The organism is Nocardiopsis sp. CNR-923 (assembly GCF_001942255.1).
Lineage (GTDB): Bacteria > Actinomycetota > Actinomycetes > Streptosporangiales > Streptosporangiaceae > Nocardiopsis.
Genome location: NZ_MKKC01000068.1, coordinates 60,010 through 81,620, shown reverse-complemented (window position 1 = coordinate 81,620; position 21,611 = coordinate 60,010). Strand labels below are relative to the sequence as shown.

General features: G+C 73.2%; 13 protein-coding genes and 7 pseudogenes. 10 read left to right on the top strand and 10 right to left on the bottom strand.

Annotation, left to right across the window (positions count from 1 at the left end; all coding sequences use genetic code 11):
- Positions 1-93 precede the first annotated feature (93 nt).
- From BJF83_RS08305 to BJF83_RS28680, 4 genes and pseudogenes are all read right to left on the bottom strand, one after another.
- Entirely contained in the window at positions 94-279 is a 186-nt protein-coding gene (locus tag BJF83_RS08305) for a hypothetical protein (protein WP_075925824.1), read from the bottom strand.
- 189 nt (positions 280-468) lie between these two features.
- Positions 469-1,299: a hypothetical protein gene (locus BJF83_RS28690; RefSeq protein WP_262391398.1), complete on the bottom strand. Its 831-nt coding sequence runs from the start codon at positions 1,297-1,299 to the stop codon at positions 469-471.
- Between the two features lie 230 nt (positions 1,300-1,529).
- Positions 1,530-1,871, bottom strand: a pseudogene (locus BJF83_RS28685) (BTAD domain-containing putative transcriptional regulator); the annotation flags it as partial.
- On the bottom strand, positions 1,820-2,245 hold the full coding sequence (locus BJF83_RS28680; protein WP_075925821.1) for a helix-turn-helix domain-containing protein: 426 nt from the start codon (positions 2,243-2,245) through the stop codon (positions 1,820-1,822). The gene BJF83_RS28680 and the pseudogene BJF83_RS28685, both read right to left, overlap by 52 nt.
- A 234-nt stretch (positions 2,246-2,479) precedes the next feature.
- Between BJF83_RS28680 and BJF83_RS08285 the strand changes: the two genes are divergently transcribed.
- Together BJF83_RS08285 and BJF83_RS08280 are read left to right on the top strand one after the other, a co-directional pair.
- Positions 2,480-3,460: a MurR/RpiR family transcriptional regulator gene (locus BJF83_RS08285; protein WP_075925820.1), complete on the top strand. Its 981-nt coding sequence runs from the start codon at positions 2,480-2,482 to the stop codon at positions 3,458-3,460.
- A 61-nt stretch (positions 3,461-3,521) separates the two neighbouring features.
- Positions 3,522-4,525: pseudogene (locus BJF83_RS08280) on the top strand (N-acetylmuramic acid 6-phosphate etherase).
- Between the two features lie 143 nt (positions 4,526-4,668).
- Here the strand turns inward: BJF83_RS08280 and BJF83_RS08275 are convergent.
- A pseudogene (locus BJF83_RS08275) lies at positions 4,669-6,223 on the bottom strand (DUF885 family protein).
- Positions 6,224-6,338: 115 nt separating this feature from the next.
- Between BJF83_RS08275 and BJF83_RS08270 the strand changes: the two are divergent.
- Positions 6,339-6,539, top strand: coding sequence for a hypothetical protein (locus tag BJF83_RS08270; RefSeq protein WP_075925819.1), 201 nt, complete (start codon positions 6,339-6,341; stop codon positions 6,537-6,539).
- Positions 6,540-6,552: 13 nt separating this feature from the next.
- Here the strand turns inward: BJF83_RS08270 and BJF83_RS08265 are convergent, their stop codons facing one another.
- Both BJF83_RS08265 and BJF83_RS08260 read right to left on the bottom strand, forming a co-directional pair.
- A complete protein-coding gene (locus BJF83_RS08265) occupies positions 6,553-7,983 on the bottom strand; it encodes a hypothetical protein (RefSeq protein WP_075925830.1) in 1,431 nt (476 codons plus the stop codon).
- 110 nt (positions 7,984-8,093) lie between these two features.
- Positions 8,094-8,698: pseudogene (locus BJF83_RS08260) on the bottom strand (vancomycin high temperature exclusion protein).
- Positions 8,699-9,737: 1,039 nt separating this feature from the next.
- On the opposite strand from BJF83_RS08260, the pseudogene BJF83_RS08255 reads away from it, so the two are divergent.
- Positions 9,738-11,548 (top strand): annotated as a pseudogene (locus BJF83_RS08255) (UvrD-helicase domain-containing protein).
- Between the two features lie 66 nt (positions 11,549-11,614).
- Here BJF83_RS08255 and BJF83_RS08250 read toward each other — a convergent pair.
- Positions 11,615-12,997: a DUF6114 domain-containing protein gene (locus tag BJF83_RS08250; RefSeq protein ID WP_075925818.1), complete on the bottom strand. Its 1,383-nt coding sequence runs from the start codon at positions 12,995-12,997 to the stop codon at positions 11,615-11,617.
- A gap of 4 nt (positions 12,998-13,001) precedes the next feature.
- Entirely contained in the window at positions 13,002-13,649 is a 648-nt protein-coding gene (locus BJF83_RS08245; RefSeq protein ID WP_075925817.1) for a DUF6230 family protein, read from the bottom strand.
- Between the two features lie 211 nt (positions 13,650-13,860).
- Here BJF83_RS08245 and BJF83_RS08240 point away from each other — a divergent pair, with 211 nt between their 5' ends.
- Positions 13,861-15,741 carry a GMC oxidoreductase gene (locus tag BJF83_RS08240; protein WP_075925816.1) on the top strand — a complete coding sequence of 627 codons (1,881 nt, stop codon included), beginning with the start codon at positions 13,861-13,863 and terminating at the stop codon, positions 15,739-15,741.
- Positions 15,742-15,864: 123 nt separating this feature from the next.
- On the opposite strand, the gene BJF83_RS08235 is transcribed toward BJF83_RS08240, so the two are convergent.
- Complete coding sequence (locus tag BJF83_RS08235; RefSeq protein WP_075925815.1) at positions 15,865-16,656, bottom strand: MerR family transcriptional regulator; 792 nt, start codon at positions 16,654-16,656, stop codon at positions 15,865-15,867.
- A gap of 175 nt (positions 16,657-16,831) precedes the next feature.
- Here BJF83_RS08235 and BJF83_RS08230 point away from each other — a divergent pair, with 175 nt between their 5' ends.
- The 5 genes and pseudogenes from BJF83_RS08230 (at position 16,832) to BJF83_RS08210 (ending at position 21,507) form a co-directional block, all read left to right on the top strand.
- Positions 16,832-17,701 carry an SDR family oxidoreductase gene (locus tag BJF83_RS08230; protein WP_075925814.1) on the top strand — a complete coding sequence of 290 codons (870 nt, stop codon included), beginning with the start codon at positions 16,832-16,834 and terminating at the stop codon, positions 17,699-17,701.
- Positions 17,698-18,611: pseudogene (locus tag BJF83_RS08225) on the top strand (diiron oxygenase). Before BJF83_RS08230 ends, BJF83_RS08225 begins: the two are co-directional and overlap by 4 nt.
- A 153-nt stretch (positions 18,612-18,764) precedes the next feature.
- Positions 18,765-20,264: an NAD(P)/FAD-dependent oxidoreductase gene (locus BJF83_RS08220; protein WP_075925813.1), complete on the top strand. Its 1,500-nt coding sequence runs from the start codon at positions 18,765-18,767 to the stop codon at positions 20,262-20,264.
- Positions 20,261-20,580 (top strand): annotated as a pseudogene (locus BJF83_RS08215) (DUF4873 domain-containing protein). The gene BJF83_RS08220 and the pseudogene BJF83_RS08215 overlap by 4 nt, the downstream one beginning before the upstream one ends.
- Positions 20,581-20,607: 27 nt before the next feature.
- Entirely contained in the window at positions 20,608-21,507 is a 900-nt protein-coding gene (locus BJF83_RS08210) for an alpha/beta fold hydrolase (protein WP_075925812.1), read from the top strand.
- The last annotated feature ends 104 nt before the right edge of the window (positions 21,508-21,611 follow it).

The window sequence follows — 21,611 nt, the reverse complement described above, 5'->3', positions numbered from 1 at the left end:
GGCGGCCGCGATCTGGCGCAACTTCCAGACCGGCCAGGCGGTCAGCCGTTCACTGACCGCCTACGACCACTGAACGTGTTCGGAAAGACTCGTCTAGGCCAGGGCGAGGAAGAGCGCGACGGCGACGACGATGACGAGCACCACGCCAACGCCGGCCAGGACGAGCGGGAGGATCGGGCGGCGCGCGGGCTCGTCCGTCACGGGGTTCTCGTCGACGAAACGACGGAAGTGCTGGGTGTTCCCCGCCGGGTCGAGGTTCGATTCGTTGTTCTGTGTCATGTGATCGACACTAGCGACTCGATCGCCCCGTGAGCACCCCTGAGAACCGATCCAGCGGAGATCACAACCACCTCATGAGTCTCTCACGTCCCAAAAGAGGCGTTCTTCTCCCCCGTGGTCGCCGAGCCTCACCTGCGCGAAAGGCGGGATCGCGGCGGGGATCACCTTCGCCTCATCACACGCCGAGCCTCACCTGCGCGAAAGCCGGTCGTGAGCCCGCGGCCCGACACTCGTCTCCGGTGGGCCGGGTCCGGCCGGTACTTCCCCGCGGCCGAAGCGGCCCTCCCCGGGCCCGGCGCGCAGCACCGCGGTCATCCGGGCCGTGGGTGTCGTCCCTCGCGCCGGGTCCACCCCTTCCACGAGCCGCACCAGGTCCGCCGCGGTCCGGTCCGGGTGGGTGTCCAGCCACGCGACCGCCATGCGCAACGGCAGCGGCAGGTACCCCGCCAGCGCGGCGAGGCGTTCCGTCTGCGCGCGTGAGCGGCGGGCGGGGTCGACGAGGGATTCCAGGAGCCCGACCGCCTCGTCCGGCTCCAGCGCTCCGATCGACAGCACCCGCAGCCCGTCGCGGACGAGCAGGTCGGTCAGCCAGGACCTGCTCGTGACGACCGCCGCGCAGCCCGTGCCGCCGGGCAGCAGCGGACGCACCTGCCGTGCGGAGGCCGCGTTGTCGAGGACGAGCAGCACGCGCCGGTGGGCCGTGAGCGTCCGAGCCCGCGCGGCCGTCTCGTCCGCTTCCAGTCCGGGAGGCACCTCGGCGTCCCCTGACAGGGAGCGCAGCAGGCGGCGCAGCAGCTCGGCCGGTTCCCGCGGCCGACCGTCCTCGCCGCGGAGGTTGACGTAGAGCTGTCCGTCCGGGAACTGCGAGGCGGCGGTGTGCGCCCAGCGCACGGCGAGGGCGCTGGCACCGGCCCCGGCCGGTCCGCGCACGAGCACGCCGGCCGGGACCAGACCGCACGGGTCGACCATCCGGTCGAGTTCGGCCAGGGCCCGTTCCCGACCCACGAGCGGCGCGACCACGGCGGCAGCTCGGCGGGAACGACCGCCGCGTCGGCCGGGTCGGTCGCCCCCTCGGCGGCGCGGTCCGGGTCCACCGCCCCGCGCCGCCCCGCCGGGGCGGGGCCAGCCGTGCCGGGGCCGGAGCGTGCCCGGGGACGAGGAACCCGCGGCACCGGGTCCAGATCGCCGCGCAGAACGGCGTGGAAGGTCTCGCGTAGATCGCGGCCGGGGTCCGCCCCCAGGCGTTCGGCCAGCACGGCGCGGGTGCGCGCGTACACGCGCAGCGCCTCGCTGGGTCGACCGCTCCGGTAGAGGGCGACCATGTGGATCCGGGCCAGGGGTTCGCGCTCGGGGTGGGCCGCCGCGACGGGGGCGATCCGGTGCGCGACCTCCTCGTGGCCGCCGCGGTCCAGGGCCGCACCGAACCCGTCCTCCGCGACGCGCAGCAACTCCTCCTGCAGGGGCACGACGTCGTGTTCGTGCAGGGCCGGGCTGGCGACGTCGGCGAGAATGGGGCCGCGCCACAGGGCCAGCGCATCGGTCAGCAGGTCGGCGCGGGCGTCCGGGGCGTCGGCGGCGTCGGCGCGGCACACCAGGCGCGGAAGGCCAACAGGTCGGACTCGGACTCGGCGAGGTCGATCCGGTAGCCGCCGTCGCCGCCCCGGATGAGGGGGCGGCCGCAGTGGGCGTCGAACAGGGCACGGGCGCGGGCCACGTGGACCTGGAGGGCACTGCGGTTGGCCGGGTCCGCGGGCACACCCCACACGCGTTCGACGAGCTCCTCGACGGTCAGGGTGCGGCCGGCGCCGAGCAGGAGGGCCGCGAGGAGGGCGCGGCGCTTGCCGCCGCGCACCGGGAGGGCGGTCCCGTCGACCTCGACGCCGAGGCGGCCGAGGAGCGTCACGCGCAGCGCCCTGGCCGGGTGGTCCGCCGTGGACGGGGCCGAGGGTCGGAGGTCGGCGGTCACGGCGTGCCGGCCTACCGCCGGGTCGCGTGGCGACACAGCACCATCCCCCCTGCCTGGCGGCGCCGACGTGAGCGGGTGGCCGTGGCGCCCCGCCCCAGAGTGCCCGCTGAGCTGGGATTTCGCAATCGCCACCCCGGTACTTGCCGCCGACCGGGTCCCTTGTCATCCTTGATTCTCCCGCTATTTCCCTTCCTCGCGTTGACTCTGCACCACGACCGAAAGAAACTTTCCTCCATGGCGCAAATTCCGAAGCCCAACGGTGAGCAGGCCGCTGGGGGCACCGTCGCCTCCGCCGTACCGACCACGGTTCTGCGTATCCGGTCGCTGATCCCCTCCCTGGCCCCGGCCGAGCGGCGGGTCGCCCGGCGGGTCGTGGACGATCCCGAACGGGCCGCGGCGTCGTCCATCACCCAGCTCGCCAAGGACTGCGCGACCTCCGAGGCCACCGTGATCAGGTTCTGCCGAACCATCGACTTCAGCGGCTACCGCGAACTGCGCCTGGCCCTGGCCACCGAGGCCGGCCAAGCGCGCGGCGCCCGGTCCACGGCCCCCGAGCTGGCCAGCGACATCGACCCGGACGACACCCTGGTCACCGTGGTCCAGAAAATCGCCTACACCGACGCGCGCGCCGTGGAGGAGACCGGCGCCGCTCTCGACGTCGACGCCCTGCGCACCGTCATCGACACGATGGCCGCCGCCCGCCGCATCGACGTCTACGGCGTGGGCGCGAGCGCCTTCGTCGGCGCCGACCTCCAGCAGAAGCTGCACCGGATCGGGATGACGTCCTTCGCGTGGGCGGACGCCCACGTCATGCTGACCAGCGCCGCGCTGCTCGACGAGCGCGACGTGGCCATCGGCATCTCGCACAGCGGCGCCACGATCGACACCGTGCAGGCACTGGCGGAGGCGGGGCGGCGCGGAGCCAGGACGGTGGCGATCACCAACTTCCCGCGCTCCGCCATCGGCTTCGCCGACCACGTGCTCACCACGGCGGCGCGCGAGACCACGTTCCGGTCGGGGGCGACCGCCAGCAGACTCGCCCAGCTGACGGTCGTGGACTGTCTCTTCGTGGGGCTCGCCCAGAGCCGGTACACCGAGAGCCGCACTGCCCTGGAGACCACCTTCGAGGCCGTGCGCGGCCTGCGCATCAACGACGACCGCAGACACAGACGAAGCGGCGGGGCCCCCGACGACAGGGACGCGGGCGACGACTGATCCGAGCCGTCCCGGGCCGCGGCGGCCCGGGACGACCACCGACGGAAGGGAACGGCTGCCGGTGCGGACCGAACAGGAGAGCGCTGTGCACAGCGGGACGGAAGACGGCTCCACGGGCACGGGCCCCGCCACCCGTCCACCCGGGGACGGTGACACGGTGATCGTCCGCGCCCCGACGGAGGCCCGCAACTCGGGGACGCACGACATCGACCTGCTTCCATCGTTGGACGTGCTGCGGCAGATCAACGCGGAGGACGTGACCGTCGCCTCCGCCGTGGCCGCCGTCCTGCCGGAGCTGGCGCGCGCCGTCGATCTGGGCGTGGCGGCCCTGGAGTCGGACGCGGCCATCCACTACTTCGGCGCCGGCACCTCGGGCCGCGTCGCCGCGCAGGACGCCGCGGAGCTGCCGCCCACGTACGGCGTGCCCGCCGAGTGGGTGATGGCGCACCACGCCGGGGGTAGCGGCGCCCTGACCCGGGCGGTGGAGGGGGTCGAGGACGACTGGGAGTCCGGCCGGATCGACGCCGCGGGACTGACCCCGGGATCGCTCGCCGTGGGGCTGGCCGCGAGCGGCCGCACCCCCTACGTGGGCGGCGCGCTGGAGGCGGCCCGCGAACGGGGGGCGGCGACGGTGCTGATCAGCGCCAACCCGGCCGCGCCCCTGGCCCGGGACGTGGACGTGCACGTGGGGATGGACACCGGAGCGAGGTGATCGCCGGGTCCACCCGGATGAAGGCGGGGACGGCGCAGAAGATGGCGCTGAACGCGTTCTCCACGGCCGTCATGGTGCGGATGGGGCGGACCTACTCGAACCTGATGGTCGGCGTCGACGCGTCCAACCGCAAGCTGCGGGGACGCGTCGTCACCATCCTCACCCAGGCGACCGGGTTGACCGAGCGGGTGTGCGCGCAGACGCTGACGGCGGCGGACGGCGACACCCGTGTGGCGCTGGTGGCGCTCCTGGCCGACGTCGATCCGGACCGGGCGGCGCGGGCGCTGTCCGCCGGACGGGGGCGCGTGCGCGCCGCACTGGCCGAACTGGGGGCTCCCGACCGGTCCGCGTGAGCGCGCTTCCTCGGGTCAGGGGGGCGCACCTCCCGCTTCGTCGCCCTCCGCCGTCCTCAACCGACGTCTCCGGCGCGGTGCCGTCGCCGGGCACCCCGGCGTGCCCGAACGAACCCCTCGACCGACCGCGCCGGAGACTGCGCCTAACCGTCGAGGGCTTTGTCGATGAGGCCGAGCGGCGGCGATCCCAGGTCGAGCAGGGCCCGGTGGAACCGGGCGAGGGAGAACCCGTCGCCCCACCGCTCCCGGGCCCGCTCACGCAGGGCGAGGATCTCCAGCTTGCCCCAGGTGTAGCGGCCGTAGGTGGGGTCGAAGGTGGCCCGGTTGGCCTCGGACAGCGCGGCCGGGCCCTGGAGCGGGGTGTCCGCCGAGAAGCGGGCGGCCGCCCGCTCCACGGTCATCCCCCCGGTGTGCACGCCGATGGCGACGGACAGACGGGTGACGCGGATCAGCGCCTCCAGCCACACACCGATCTCGTAGTGCGTCGCGGTCCACTCCGGATCCCCCAGCCGTTCGGCCGCGTACGCGCCGAAGCCCTCCTCCAGGCACATCTCCTCGGCGTAGTGCGCCCAGCCCTCCGCGAAGGTCATCGAGTGCAGGGCCCGGCGGACCGCGCTGGGCGCCCGGCGCAGGGCGCGGCCGTGGGAGTAGTGTCCGGGCGCGACCTCGTGGACGCTGACCGCGGGCAGGGTGGTGTGGCTGAACATCTCCAGCCACTCCGCCGCCTCGTCCTCCGACCACGCGGCGTCGGGCGGGGTGATGAAGTAGAAGGACGGGGTGTCCGCCTCCCACGGGCCCGACCAGGCCATCATCGCCGTGGCCCACCGCTGGGACGGTGGGGAGACGTCCACGCTGCACTCGCCGTCGCCGTACGGGGCCAGACCGCGTTCGGCGGTGAAGTCCAGGGCGAGCCGGGTCCAGCGGCGCGCGGCGTCGAGGACTTCCTCGGCGCGCGGGTGCCGCCGGGTCAGCTCCCGGCTGACCTCCATCGGATCGCGCCCGGGAGCCAGGCGCCGGTGGCCTCGGCCAACCGGTCGCACAGGCGGTCGCGTTCGGTGTCGGCCCGTGCTGCCAGGTCGCGAGGTCGACGGTGGCGGCCTCGCCGACCCCCATGAGCCTGCTCAGGTCCCGCGCCCCGAGCGCGGCGCTCGCGGGCCCGGTCCCGGCGGCCTCCTCGACATGCGCGACCAACCGGGCGTGGGCCGTCAGGGCGGCCGTGCGCACGTCGCCCGGGATGTTCGCGGGCAGCCCTTCGGCGGCGCCCCTGACGGCTCCGAGGAGCGAGCGCGCGACGGGTGCGGAGAGGCGGTCCAGCGCGGAGAGCGCGTGGTCGACGACCTCCGGCCACCGTCTGAGGTGGTCCACCCGGGCGCGGTCCCGTTCCTCCCGGGGGGCGTAGGCCCGGTCGTAGCAGGACAGATCCAGCTGGCCGAGGTGGTAGAGCGGGTTGGCGCGGTGCAGGCGCAGTTCGCCCAGCTGCACGCGGAGGCCGTCCTCGAAGGCGGACAGGTGGGCCTCGTCGTGGGGGTCGTCCAAGGGGTCGCCGCCGAGGGCGGCCAGGCCCGCGCGGACGCCCTCCGGGGACAGGTCGGCGACGACGCCGTCGTACTCGTGCATCCCGGCGCCCTCGCGCATCCCGGCGGGAAGGAAGTCGGTCAAAGCCCGCAGGCGCGGCGTGAGTTCGTGTTCGTCTGGCATCCGGCGACTCTAAGCCACCGCCCGGCGTCCTCGCGAGGCGAGCGCCGTGCACGGCGCGAAGACGGACACGCGCCGAGTCCGGAGCCCGACGGGCCGTGGATTCGTCTCCCCGTGTGTGACGACGTGCGACGCCGCGCCCGCGGGGACCGGGCCACGGGTCCCGGACGCGGGGGTGTCCCGGCGCCGGATCCTCGGCGTTCTGGCCGCGGCCACCGTCCTGATGTGGGTGTCGCGCCCCGATCCCGTGTTCCTCGGCGGGTACGGGTCCGGGGTGGACGACGCCCTGGCCGCCGCCGGGGCGGACGGCCGGGGCTGATCCGCCCCGGCGGTCACCGGCCGCCGAACAGCCGCCCGAACAGGCCGCCGCGTTCGGCGTCGGAGCCCCGTGTCCCGGACGCCGGGGCCGCCGGAGCCCGCGGTTCCTCGGGCTCGGGCTCCACGCCGACCAACTCGCAGAAGTCGGCTGGGTCCTCCGGCAGCGCCCAGGCGCGCAGGGTGGCGGTGAACTCCTCGTCCGCCCAGGCGGAGGCGGGCAGTTCGGCGATCGCCCACAGGACCTTGAGCGTGTCCTCTCCGTATTCGGCGTGGGCGTGCTCCTCGGCGGTGAACCCCCGCGAGCGGGGACCGAGGACCATCTCCAGTCCGACCCCGGCGACCAGGGCGCGGGAGGCGTCCTCGCCCTTGATCAGGCCGGGCAGCATGTCCAGGCGCACACGTCGGGCCCGCGCGCCGGCGCGCCCGAGCGCCAGAAAGCCCAGGACCTGCGGGGAGCGCCTGCCGCAGTGCGGCCAGGACTCGTTGAACAGGCCCTCGTACCCCAGGCTGGTGCCGCCGCCGCGCCCGATGCGGCGCAGCCCCTCGCGCGGGGTGTTCTCCCCGTGCACGAGCACCATGGCCACGGAGGCCGCGAAGGAGTTGTAGAGGTTCCCGCCGCCCATCTGGTGGGCGAGCGCGACGGTGGTGTCGATGTCCTCGGGGCTGGCCAGCAGACCGAGGGCGAACAGTTCGGCGGGCAGCGGCTCCCCGTTGTCGTGTCCGCCGCTCATCACCTCGCTCAGGGACGCGGGCGCCTGGGGCGCGCCGCGCAGGTCCTTGGCGAGCAGGAACTGGGAGGCTCCGGTGATCTCGGCGGTGATCAGTTCGGCGTCGTCGTGGAGGAAGGCGAGCACGTAGCTCACCCACTCCCCGGCCCGGTCCAGTCCGCCCCGGTTGCCGCCGCCCCGCAGGAGGGTGACCAGGTCGGGCACGCGGGCGCGGACCGCCTCGTAGGTGTCGAGTTCGGCCTGGAGGAGGGCCGCCCCGTCCGGGGAGTCCATGACGGCCAGCCGTTGGCGCATGCGCGCGTGGCGTTGTTCGTCCGGGGCCTCCTCCGCCCAGATCCGGTACTGCTCGCGGACCTTCTCTGCGTCGTTGGAGGCCGCCCAGGCCACTTCGTCCCGCCACTGTCGGAGGTCGCGCGGCTCGGGGAAGCGGTCCTCGGCGTTCCCGCTGACCAGTTCGAGGAGGAGACTGAGTGGCCGCCAGCGGTCGGTGACCGGCGTGCCCGGGGAGCAGGCGACGTCGACGAGGGCGTCGACGGTCCTGGGCGCGGCGAGGTGTCCCGGGGCGGGGAAGCGGATGATGTCGTGGAGTTCGGAGAGCGCGGCGTCGCTTCCGGCCAGCGTCTCCAGGAGTTCGGGGATCCGCTCGCCCCCCTCGGGGGCCAGCGCGGCCCAGTCCACGTCCCGCGCGCCGTCGTGTGAGCTGTTGGTCGCGTCCATGTGCATTCGTGGGTGTGGACCGCCCGCCCTTGGCGGGGAGGCAGCACCCATCTCCTTCCTGTCTGGAGCCTACAAACAAGCCGCTGGAGGGTGGGAAACCACGGGACGTGTCAAGGCTCGGCGTGCGCGGGGGCGGGGCGCAGCGCGGCGTCGCGCAGTGCCTTGAACGCGGCCCCGACCTCGCGCGCGTAGCCGACGACGGTGGAGCGCCGCCGGACGCCCAGGCTCGGGTCGCCGACGCCGACGGCGTCGATCCCGGCGGCACGGGCGAGGGCGACGCTGCGCGGCAGGTGGAAGGACTGGGTGACCATGGTGGCCGCCTGGACTCCGAAGTGGTCGCGCACACGCACGCAGGTGTCCCAGGTCCGGTAGCCGTGGCGGTCGGCCTCGATACGGTCGGCGGGCACGCCGCGGGCGACGAGATAGTCGGTCATGGTGTCGGTCTCGCGGCGGGAGACCTCGCGGTTGTCGCCCGAGACGATGATCCGGTCGACCCGGCCGTCCTCGATGAGCCGCACGGCGATGTCGAGTCGGCGGGCGAGCAGGGGCGAGGGCCCGTCGTTCCACGCGGCGGCGCCCAGGACGACCGCGACGGGCCGGTGAGGCACGGTTCGGAGGGTCCCGCGCGTCCCGCGCTGGCCAGGTACGTCCACGCGAACGGCGCCAGTGCCAGGGCAGACACACCAGCCCCGATCGCCACGATCCACACAGTCACCCGGCCGCCTTCCTCGTTCCAACGCGCGTGCGCACCCCAATCATGGCGTACGCGCGGGGGTCGGGGCGGTCGGCCGGGGAGGGCGTGCGACCGCGCGCCGGGAACGGAACCGTTCGGGGGCGCCGACCGTCCGTCTGTCGTACCCCTCAGCGATGATGGCGCTCGACCGGTCACACGGACCGTACGGGACTCGCCACCAGCACGAGGTTCGAGGGCCCGGCGCGCTTTGACGACGCCCGGGACTGGGTACCGCTTCTCTAGGGTGGTTGAGGACTCTGCCGGGGTAGGACGGACCCCGGCAGAGTCCTGAACCACGCGCCGACCGCGTGCTCCGTGTCGTACACGATCTCGCGCGAGGTCCCCGTCCGCACAGAGAGTGTCCGGATCCGGCCACATCGTCAGCGGCGGAGCCGCTCGCCCCGGCGGCTCCCCCGTCCCACGGGCCCCGTTCCCCCTGTGTAGGCGGGCCGGTCCGGAGTGTGTCCCGGCCGCACGGAGCCCGCTGCCCGCATCACCCGGAAGCCCTCGTGCGCCGAAGGACCGGATGTCCCGACGATGAAGCGGCCGAGGCGCGACCGGGCTGTTCCGCCCTCCGCGTCGTCACTCCGCGTCCCCGGTTTCGGACGTTCCTCCCGTGCCGTCCCGGAACACCGCACGCTTCCCACCACCCTCGCCCGGAACAGCACCTCGAACCACACGGGGTCGCGTTTCGGACATGCCAGTAGTCGACTTTCAGACACGGATCTCGCACGGAGAACCGCAGGTCACGGACCCCGCCCGAACGGAGTCGGAAAAGCGCCCGAACATCTCGAACTGACTTCCGCAATGAACGCCTTGACCTGCATGAACAGAGATGTCGACCCACGCCTCCAACATGCCGAGAATCGCCTCGTGAGCGACGTTTGCCGGAATTCCAGCGCGAGCATCCTTCACCTGGAGCGACGGTCATCCGGCCGACGTCCCCCGAGCGCCACCATCCGTTCCGACCACCCCTGTACCACCCAGAGACACCTGGTCGACGACCGGAGGAAATCACGACGTGTCAGCCCTTGCGATCGCCCCGACGTTCCTCAGCGACTTCTCCCGCCTCACGCCCGACGTCCAGCTCCTCGCGCTGACCGCGATGCGCGCCTACCAGGCGGGCGACCACCCCGCGCTGGAGTCCGTCGAGGGCGCCGCCGACCCGAGCGTCCGGGTCGTCAGCATCGCCCCCGACTGGTCCGGAGTGGTCCTGCCCGACACCGCCGCAGAGCACGCCGACGCCGACCGCCCCGAGGACGTCCCTCCGCAGTACCGCATCGTCGCGGTGCGTCCCCACGACGAGGCCCTGCGACTCGCCCGCGGTCTGCGCCCGGACAGTCCGACCGTCGCCGGCCCCGGCGGCGACGACCCCACTCCCACCGGTCCGCCCGAGCTGGCCGGAGCCCTGCGCGCGCCCTTCGACCAGTGGCAGATCACGCTCCACCCCGACCAGCACGCGCTGGCCGAGGCGCACTTCAACGGGTCCACCCAGGTCACCGGGGGCCCGGGCACCGGCAAGACGGTCCTCGCCCTGCACCGCGCCGCCCACCTGGCCCAGCGCGACGCCGCCGCGCGCCCCGACGACCCCCGCGAGTCGGTCCTGCTCACCACCTACAACCGTGCCCTCGCCCAGACCCTGTCCGAGCGGCTCGACCAGTTGCTCCCCGACCCCGACACGCGCGCCCGGGTGCGGGTGGCCACCATCGACAGCCTCGCCCGGTCCGTCGTCCAGGCGCACGCGAGCGTGGCGCCCCGCCTGATCGGCAAGGACGAGTTGGCCCGGCGCTGGCGCGCGGTGGCGGTCGCCGACGGGCTCCCCTTCTCCGGCCGTTCCTGGTCGACGAGTGGGAGCAGGTCGTCCTCGCCCAGGGCCTGGAGCTGCTCCCGCAGTACATTCGCTGTGAGCGCAGCGGTCGGGTCCAGCACCTGGCGCCCGAGCACCGTCGGCAGGTGTGGGAGACCGTCCGCCGGTACGTGGGGGCGATGCGCGTCGAGGGACTGTGGTCGTACCCGCAGCTCGCGGCGGAGGCCGCGCGCGTGCTGGGACGGAGCGGCCCGCTGTTCCGCCACGCCGTGGTCGACGAGGCCCAGGACCTGCACCCGGCCCAGTGGCGGATGCTGCGCGCGGCCGTCCCGGAGGGGCCGGACGACCTGTTCATCGTCGCCGACCCGCACCAGCGGGTGTCCGACAACCGTGTCTCACTGGCCTCGCTCGGCATCAACGTGCGCGGGCGCGGGCACCGGCTGCGGGTCAGCTACCGGGTCACCCAGGAGATCCTGGACTGGACCATGCCGATCCTGGGTCGCCGTGCCGCCCTCGGGATGGACGACGACGCCGACACCCTCGCGGGGTACCGCTCCCTCCTGCGCGGTCCGGCTCCGGTGGTGCGTGAGTGCTCCAGCCGCGCCGAGGAGCTCTCCGCCCTCGGCGACTGGGTTCGGGTGTGGTTGGAGGCCGGGGTCGACCCGAGCGAGATCGCGGTGGCCGGGCGCAACCACTGGGTGGCGCGGGGGGTCGCCAAGGAACTGGAGGCCCGCGGCGTGCGCACCGCGCCGCTGGAGGGTCCCAGCGGGGGCGAAGCGGTGCGGGTCGGCACGATGCACCGGCTCAAGGGGCAGGAGTTCCGCTGCGTCGCACTGGTCGGGCTGGGCGACCACCTGCTGCCGCCCAAGGCCGCCGTCGAGGCGGCCGAGGGCGACCCGGTGGCGCTGGAGCACACCCTCCAGCGCGAGCGGACGCTCCTGTTCGTCGCCGCGACCCGGGCCAGGGACGCGCTGTACGTGTCACATGTGGGGCGGCCGAGCCGACTGATCGCGGACTCGTGGTGACCGCGGCCCGGCCGTGGCGCCGGTCGGCGGGTGCGCCCGCCGACCGGGCCGACTCCGCGGCGACCCTCAGGCTCCGCGGTACCGGCCGTCAAAGCCGGGGATGGACATGGTGTCGGTGCCGGCCATGGGGCTGGCCACGTCGACGTCGGTGACGATCATGTACGGCAGCAGCAGCGGGGGCGGGAAGTCGGGCGTGAAGGTGAGCGGGATGCCGAGGACCCGCACGTGCATGCGGGTGACGTGCATCTCCACGTCGCCGTCCATGACCAGGGTCGGCAGCGCGAGGCTCATCCTGACTCCGGCGTCCTCGAACCACAGTTCCGCGTCACGCAGGTCGGCCCCGCGCATGGTGAGGCGCAGGTAGCGGCGGGGACCGTCGTCGGTGGGGCACTCCACGACGCCGCCGAAGCTCGCACCGCGCATCGTGAGCCGGTCCGCCGTCAGTCCCGAGGTGCGGACCGAGCCGCGAAAGCATGCGTGGTCCTGGTCGACCGGGACCTCGGGGAGTCCGCCCTCCTCGTCGGCTGCCTCGCAGGCACGGACGGCAGCCAGGAACTCCTCCTCGGTCTCGACCGCGCCCGTCCGGCCCGTCAGCAGGGGGCAGTCCGCCGGGTCGGCGACCTCCTCCCCGTCGCCTTCCGTCCCGTCCGCGCCCTCGGCGTCGTCCCCGGCGTCCCCGTCCCCCGGTTCGGCGGGGTCCTCGCGACCACCGGGGTCCCCCGGCCCTCGGTCGGGGTCGCCCGGCTCGGCGGTCGGGTCCGGGGAGGGGGTCCCGGAGGGTTTCTCCGAGGGGCCGGCCCCCTCCGAGGGCGGCGCGGAGGGCCTCTCCTGCTCCTCCCCCGGAGGGAAGGGCCAGTCGGCGGGTGCGTGGACGGCCTGGACGGTCAGGACGAGGGCGAGCGGCAGCGCCAGCGCGGCCAACGGCCGGGGGCGGGGCCGAGGGGCGGCCCCGTCGTCGCCCGCCCCGTCCCCGGCTCCGGACCGGCCGCCCGGGGCGTCGCCGTCTGGGCCGGCCTCCACCGCACGTCGGCGCAACCGTGCGCGGCGACGGGGAGCGCGCCCGCGCACGCGGGGGCACCAGGCGAAGACGAGTGAGCCGCCGACGATTCCGAGCAGCATGCCGATGACGAACCCGCCGAAATTGGACGTCACGAAGGACACCAGCGCCAACAGGAGTCCGACCAGCCCGAAGAAGGTGTGCTGGGCCGGCTGGAACCACGTGAGCACGCCGATCGCGACCAGCAGGATCCCGATGAGCGTGCCCGACACACCGGCGATCCCGGCGTAGACGATCAGGTCGATCGGCAGGAACAGGCTCTGCGCGGCGGGGGCGACCAGGAGTTCGGCACCGGCGGCGGCGAGCAGCAGGCCGCCCCAGAACGGACGGGTCCGCCGCCAGGAACGGAACCCTCCCCGGGCCGTGCGGAGCGCGTCGAGTGCGTGGGACATGGGATCAGAAGCACTCGTGCTCGCCCGGGCGTACCGCGAGGTCGAGGCCGCTGAGCCGCAGGCTGCCGGACGTGACCGCCCAGGTGGTCAGCTCCACGCCCGAGACGCTGATGGTGTCGGCCTGGAGGCCGAAGCCGCCCGCCGGGCCCTGACCGCCCTCGGCCTTGTCCAGGGTGCTGGCGTCGCGGCCGATCTCGATCTCGCCGAACTCGGCGTCTCCGCGCAGCTGTTCCAGGTCGAGCACCAGGTCCGTGCCCTCGACCGGGTCCGCCTCGCCGGCCGTGATCACCAGTGTGGCCTCTCCAATGCCCAGGTCCCACAGCGACGACATGCACAGGTTGTCGAGGGTGGCGGTGTCGACCGTGGACAGGCCGACGGGGCGGCCCGTGCCGTCGACGGACTCGGCCACGTCGCCGTACTGCGTGAAACCCTGTCCGGCGAGTCGGTCGGCGGACATCTTGAAGCTGTCGCCGGAGACGGCGAACGACGCGGCCAGCAGCCCCTGTGTCGTCAGTGCGCCGAGGACGGCGGCGGCCGCCAGTCCGGGGACGGCGATGAGCGCGAACCGCCGCCAGCGGGTGCCGCCGGTGCCCTCGTGCGGTTCAGGCGGGTCCTGAGGCGCCTGGGGGGTCTCATCGGAAGGCTTGGGCATCTGCGACCTCCGGGTTTCGCCACCCGCGGGGGCGAGGGGAACGTGTTGCGCCGACGCGCGCCTCGCGTGTTACATGGAACACACCTACTCGGCGGTAGTGACGAACGTTACAATAGAAGATGTCACATTTCTAGATGACGTATTCGATGTTGCCGACTCGTATCCGGCGCACCACGGGATCGCGTCACCCGACCTGGAAAAGAGACCCTCCGTGTCCGCAGAGCGCAGCGCACCTCCGTCCGACGCCTCCACCGCGCGGGCCGCCGACCGGCACGACTACGACGTCATCGTGGTCGGGTCCGGCTTCGGCGGCTCGGTCAGCGCCCTCCGCCTCAGCGAGAAGGGGTACCGCGTCGGCGTCCTGGAGGCCGGACGCCGGTTCACTTCGGAAACCCTGCCCTCGTCCTCCTGGGACCTGCGCAACTTCCTGTGGGCGCCGCACCTGGGCATGTACGGGATCCAGCGGATCCACCTCCTGCGCGACGTCGTGATCCTCGCCGGAGCGGGGGTCGGAGGCGGTTCGCTCAACTACGCGAACACGCTCTACCACCCCATGGACGCGTTCTTCGATGACCCCCAGTGGCGGCACATCACCGACTGGAAGTCGGAGCTGGCCCCCTTCTACGACCAGGCACGACGCATGCTCGGCGTGCGCACCAACCCCACGGTCACCCCCTCCGACGTCCATCTGAGGGCGGTCGCGCAGGACATGGGCGTGGGCCACACCTTCCGCCTGACCCCGGTCGGCGTGTGCTTCGGCGACGGCGAGGACGGCGAGGGAAACGAGGGCGCGCCCGGGGAGTCCGTCGGCGACCCCTACTTCGGCGGCGCGGGCCCGCAGCGGCGAGCCTGCATCGAGTGCGGCGAGTGCATGACGGGCTGCCGCCACGGCGCCAAGAACACGCTCACCGAGAACTACCTGTACTTCGCCGAGCGCGCGGGCGCCGAGGTCCACCCGCTGACCACCGTCGAGCGCCTGCGCGAACTCCCCGACGGCGGCTTCGCGGTCGACACCGTGCGTACCGACGCCCCGCGCCGCAGGGAGAACGCCCGCACGTTCACCGCCGGTCAGGTCGTGGTGGCCGCCGGAACGTACAACACCCAGACCCTCCTGCACCGGATGCGCGACTCGGGGCTGCTGCCACGGCTGTCCCCCCGTCTCGGGACGCTCACGCGGACCAACTCCGAGGCACTCGTGGGCGCGATGAGCCGCCACCTGACGCCGCCCGAGGACCTGACCCAGGGCGTGGCGATCACCTCGTCCATCCATCCCGACGAGAACACCCACATCGAACCGGTCCGCTACGGCAAGGGCTCCAACGCGATGGGGCTGCTCAGCACGATCCAGGTGCCGGGCGGAGGGAGGACGCCGCGCTGGCTGCGCTTCCTGGGGCGGGCCGTGCGCCACCCCCACGTCTTCGCGCGCAGCCTGTCCAACCGGCGCTGGTCGGAGCGGATCATCATCGGACTGGTCATGCAGTCCCTGGACAACTCGCTGACCACCTCGGTCCGGCGCGGACCGCTCGGCGGACGCAAGCGGCTGACCTCGCGCCAGGGCCACGGGGAACCGAACCCGACCTGGATCCCCGCCGGCGAGGAGGCCGCGAGGCGGCTCGCGGAGCGGATCGACGGCTACCCGGGCAGCACCGTCGGAGAGGTGTTCAACATCCCGATGACCGCGCACTTCCTGGGCGGCTGCCCGATCGGCGACGAGCCGGACACCGGGGTGGTCGACCCCTACCACCGGCTGTACGGGCACCCGGGAATCCACGTCGTGGACGGCGCCGCGGTCACCGCCAACCTGGGCGTGAATCCGTCCCTGACGATCACCGCCCAAGCCGAGCGCGCGATGGCGCTGTGGCCGAACAAGGGCGAGGCGGACTCCCGGCCCGAGCAGGGCGCGCCCTACCAGCGGCTCAGACCGGTGTTCCCGCACTCCCCCGCCGTCCCGGCCGGTGCCTTCGCCGAACTGCGCCACACCACCACCCTGCCGCTGTCGGTGGTCGGGGGCGCGGAGTCCGACAAGACGCCCGAAGCGGACGCGACCACCGAGGGCGAAACCGACGCGGACTCCGCCGAGCACGGCGGCTGACCGCCCCCGCGACGCGGGGAGGGGCGGCCCGCGGGCTGACCGTCCCCACGCGTTCGCCAGACCGTCCCGCCCGCGTCCGTCTGGACTCCCGGGCCCATGGCCGGGCCCGGTACGCCCCCCGGATCAGGCGGGTCCCGCGGGACCGCCCTGTGCGGCGTGGGAGTTCGACTCCCCGCGCAGGTGCTCCATCGCCAGGGCGAAGTGTTCGCCCATGACGTCGTTGATGTGCTCCGCCATGGCCTGGGCCAGGACCGCGTCCACGGCCTGCTGCGCGAGGGGGCGGACGCGGCGGATCAGTTCGGCGATCTCGGCGACCTCCCCGCTGTTGGTCTGTATCACCGTCAGCGGCGCGTACGTCGCGAGGATGTGCTCGGCGACCACGCGGACCATGTGCTCGGCGACGTCGCCCACCTTGTCGCGCAGGTTCTCAGCGATGTCGAGTACGGCGTCCACGCTCATGCCCATGCGGACCAGTTCGGCCCCGGCGTGCAGCAGGCGCGGGCTGGGGACGCGGAAGCGCAGCCCGTCGCGCTCGATGAACCTCAGGTCGACGGCGCGTTTCACGGTTCTGGGCGTCACCTCCTTGCCGAAGAGATCGCGCAGCTCACCGATCGTGACGTAGTCGGCGATCTCGTCGCTCCAGGCGTCCCCGATGGCCGACTCGAAGCCGAGGATGTCGGAGAGGTCGCCGCCGCGCTCCCACACCTGGAACATCTCGCCGATGTTGGCGAAGGTGTACCCGCGTCGCAGCAGCTGGCCGATCAGCCGCAGACGTGCCAGATGCGCCTCCGAGTAGATGCCCACGCGCCCCTGCTTGCGCGGCGGGGCGAGCAGCCCCCGGTCCTGGTAGACCCGGACGTTGCGCACAGTCGTGTCCGCGAGCCTGGCGAGTTCGTCAATGCGGTATTCGGCCATGGCACAAGCCTAGAGACCGTCGCACGCGCTGTCGGCTGGTTGCCGAGGCCGCGCGGCCCGCGGCGCGTTCCTTCGCGCACCGCGAAGCTACCCGCGGGTAAATTCCACCCCACCACCCATTGCATTGTGACAATGATCGTTGTAACGTTCCGGCAATGACAGTGGAGGAGATCGCATGCCGACCCCCCTTCCGCGCCGCCTGCGGCGGCTCCCCGGCCAGAACGCCGTCGTCACCGGTGCGTCCGGCGCGTTCGGCGGCGCCACCGTGACCGTCCTCCGGCACCTCGGCGTGAACGTCGTCGGCCTCGACCGCAAGCCCGCCCCCGGCGTCCTCGGCTGCGACATCACCGACGACGCCCAGGTCCGCGCCCGCGTCGCCGAAGCCGTCGACCAGCTCGGCGGACGGCTCGACCTGCTGATCCACTACGCGGGCATCGGACCGGCGGTCGACATCGGCGAGGAACCCGACGTCCACGTCCACCAGGCGCTGGAGGTCAACCTCCTGGGCGCCTGGCGGGTCACCTCGGCCGCCTTGCCCGCACTCCTGCGGAGCCGGGGCCGGGTCGTACTCACCTCGTCACTGCTGGCCAACCTCCCCTTCCCCTTCGCCGGGGCCTACACCGTCTCCAAACGCGCCCTGGTCGCCTACGCCGACAGCCTGCGCGCCGAGTACGGCACCCACGTCGGAGTGAGCACCGTCTATCCCGGCTACGTCGACACCCCCATCCACGAGAGCTCCCGAGCCACCGGCGTCGCCCTCGACGGCCTCGTGCCCGCCGAACGCGCACGGGACACGGTCATGGCGGTGGTCCGGGCCGCCGCGTCCCGGAGGGCGCCGCGCGACGTGGCCGCCACCGGCCTCGGCTCGGTGGCGCTGCATCTGACACGGCACTTCCCCGGCACGACGGATCGGATCGTTTCGCTCCAGTTGGGCCTGCTCCTCGCGGACGGCGTTTTCGAGGACGCGGAGATCGCCCAGGGGCTCCATGCCCGTCACGTCGGCGCCGACCCCCGGCCGCACGTTTCCCGAGGAGGGACGAGATGAACGTTCGGACCACCGCCGAACCCCGACTCACCGACCGTGAGGACATCGCCGGGCGCCTGCTGCGCGGTTCGGCCAAGGCTCCTTCGACCCGCTCGTCGAGATCGACTGGGACGCCCCGGTGGACCCCGGCATGTGGGCCCTGCGCCCCGAGCGCATCTCCCTCTACGGCACCCACCTGTGGGACCGGCTCAGCGAGGAGAAGCGCAGGGAACTGAGCCGCCTGGAGGTCGCCTCCGTCGCCACCGTCGGCATCTGGTTCGAGACCATCCTCATGCAGATGCTGGTGCGGCACGCCTACCGCAACGACCCCACGACCAACCACGTCCAGTACGCCTACACCGAGATCGCCGACGAGTGTCGCCACACGGTCATGTTCGCCAGGATGGTCGGCAAGCTCGGATGGCGGGCGCACCGACTCGACCCGGTCGCCTACCACCTCGGACGGGTGTTCAAGGCGATCGCGCACGGACCGCTGATCTTCGCGGGGGCCCTGTTCGTCGAGGAGGTCCTCGACCAGATCCAGCGCGAGGCGATGGCGGACGAGCGGATCCTGCCCCTGGTGCGCTCGGTCTCCCGCATCCACGTGGTGGAGGAGGCGCGGCACATGCGCTACGCGCGTGAGGAGTTCGCGCGGGACTGGGCGGGGCGCGGGGCCCTGAACAAGGCCTACAGCCGCCTCCTCCTGGGCCTGGTCACCTACTACTCGACCACCAGGCTGATCAACCCGAAGGTCTACGAGCGGGTCGGGCTGGACCCCGGCGAGGCCCGCCGGGTCGCCAGCGCCAACCCGCACTGGATCGACACCAAGACCTGGGCGGCCCGCAAGGTCGTGGCGACCCTGACCACCGCCGGCGCCGTCTCCGGCCCGGGTCGGCGCTTCTGGAGGAAGGCCGGACTGCTCGGCCGCTGACGCCGAGCCCGTGAACGCCGTCATCGGCGGGCGGAACGCGCAGCGCCCCTCCGACGACGGCTCCCACCCCCCGGGGGCGAACGCGCCGCGCCCCCGGGGCCCTACTCCCCCGACCCCACGGGGCCGGTCCGGTTCGCACGAAGGGACCCCATCTTGACCGAAGAACCACCGCACTTCAGGGTCGCCGTCATCGGGACCGGTTTCGCCGGGATCGGCATGGCGGTTCGGCTCCTCCAGGCCGGCCTGGAGGACTTCGTGGTCCTGGAACGCGCCGACGACGTGGGCGGCACCTGGCGGGACAACTCCTATCCCGGCGCCGCCTGCGACGTCCCCTCGCACCTGTACTCCTTCTCGTTCGCGCCCAACCCCGGCTGGAGCCGCTCGTTCTCCTCCCAGTCCGAGATCTGGGAGTATCTCAGGCGCGTCGCGGGAGAGTACGGCGTCGACCGCCACGTCCGCCACCGCCACGACGTGACCGCCGCGCGGTGGGAGCCCCGGCGCGACCGGTGGCGGATCGAGACCACCGGCGGCACGGTCACCGCCCAGTTCCTGGTCAGCGGCGCGGGGCCGCTCGCCGACCCCTCCTTCCCGGACATCAAGGGGCTGGACACCTTCGAGGGGACGATGTTCCACTCGGCCGACTGGGACCACGGTCACGACCTGACGGGCCGCCGGGTGGCTGTGATCGGCACCGGGGCGTCGGCGATCCAGTTCGTCCCCCGGATCCAGCCGAAGGTCGCAACGCTCAGCCTGTTCCAGCGCACCGCGCCCTGGGTGATCCTCCGCCACGACCGCGACATCACCAGGCTGGAGAGCTGGCTGTTCCGCAACCTTCCCCTCACCCAGCGGATCGCCCGCACGAGCATCTACTGGGGGCGGGAGAACTACGTGTTCGGCTTCGCCAAGAACCCACGACTGCTGTCCGTCGTCGAGCGGCTCGGCCGGGCCAACATCCACCGCGGCGTCAAGGACCCCCGGCTGCGCGCCAAGCTCACCCCCGACTTCCGCGCGGGCTGCAAGCGCATCCTCATGTCCAACGACTACTATCCGGCGCTCGCGCAGCCCAACGTCGACGTCGTCACCGACGGCATCGTCGAGATCCGCCCGCACGCGGTCGTCACCCGCGACGCCTCGGGGCACGAGACCGAGCACGAAGTCGACACGGTCATCCTCGGCACCGGCTTCCACGTGACCGACCCGCCGATCGCCCAGCGGATCCTCGACGCCGACGGGGTGTCCCTGGCCCAGCACTGGGGTTCCACGGCACAGGCCTTCCGTGGCACGACGGTCGCCGGGTACCCCAACGCCTTCGTGCTCGCGGGACCCAACACCGGGCTCGGGCACAGCTCGCAGGTGTTCATGATCGAGGCGCAGATCCGGTACACGATGCAGGCGCTCAGGTACGCGTGCCGCAACCGGGTCGACCGTCTCGGCGTCAGACCCGAGGCCCAGCGCGCCTACAACCGAAGGGTCGCCGCGTCCATGGAGGGCACCGTGTGGGTGTCCGGTGGGTGCGACAGTTGGTACCTGAACGAGGAGGGGCGCAACACCACGCTGTGGCCCTCGTTCACCTGGAGTTACGCGCTGCGGACCCGCTGGTTCGACCCGCACAACTACGACCTGCGCCTCAACCGCACGGGGGCGGCGCGGTGAGCGGGTTCGACGACGGCGAGGAGGGGTACCGGGGGGCGGTGACCGTCGCCCTGCCCGACGGGGAGGTCGAGGTCGACGCCCACTTCGCGGGGCACTTCTCACCTTTGACCGGCGACTACCGGTGGAAGGGGCGGCTCTCGGCCCACCCCTCCCTGAGCGCGGCCTTCGCCAGCGGCGTGCGCGCCGTCCGCATCCGCACCCCCGAAGGCCACGAGGCTCCGGCCACCTGGACGAGCCCGACCTCTGGGGAGGGCATCCGGTCAGCGGAGCGGGCGCCCCGCCCTTCGCGGTCCCCCACGTCACCAACGACGACTGAGCGTTCCCCCAATCGAGAGGCCCCCCGATGGCGATCCGACACCTGGGCGCGGCCCGGGAAATCACCGTGCGTTCCGCCGACCGCACCCGGCTCCACGTCGAGGTGCGCGGCCCCGAGGACGGTCCCACCGTGGTCCTCGCCCACTGCTGGGCCACGTCCCTGGCCTCCTGGGGTCCGGTCGTCCGGGCGCTCGACCCGAGCCTGCGCGTGGTCCTGTACGACCAACGCGGCCACGGCCGCAGCCAGACCCCGATCACGAGGGCCGGATACGGCACGGACAAGCTCGCCGACGACCTGTGCGCCGTCCTGGAGGCGACCGTCCCCGGCGGCCGACGCGCGGTCGTCGCCGGTCACAGCATCGGAGGGATGACCGTGATGGCGGCCGGTCCGCGCCGGGCGTTCGCCGACCGCGCCGCCGCCGTGCTGCTCACCAACACCGGATGCACGCAGCTGGTGGCAAGGTCGACGGCCTTCCCTCTGCCCGGCGTGCTCGGGCGCCTCGGCGGGCAGGTGTTCCTGCGCGCCACCCTGCCGATGGGCCCGGCCAACCCCGTCTCCGCCGCCGCCCTGAGGCGTCTGGTCCTGGGCAGGTCGTCGGACCCGCGCGCCAGGCGGCTCACGACGCGCATGGTGCACGCGTGCGAGCCCGTGGCGCGCGGTCGCTGGGGAGCGGTCCTGGCGTCCCTGGAACTGGAGGACGCGGCACGCCGGATCACCGCCCCGACCGTGGTCGTCGCCGGCGCCGAGGACAGGTTCACGCCGCCGTGGCACGCGCACCACATCGGGTCGTTGCTCGCGCGGTGCGAGGAGGTGCGGGAGGTGCCGGGAATCGGGCACATGGGACCGCTGGAGGCGCCCGGGGTGTTGGCCGAGCTGCTGGAGAAGCTGGCCGCCGACCACCTGGAGGCGTCCCCGGAGCACACGTGAGCCGGGCGCGGGAGGAACCCGGGGTGCCTCCCGGCGCCGCCCGCCGCACCCGCTACTTCGTGAGGAAGGCGAGCAAGTCCTCGTAACCTCCCCGGCGCGTGCGC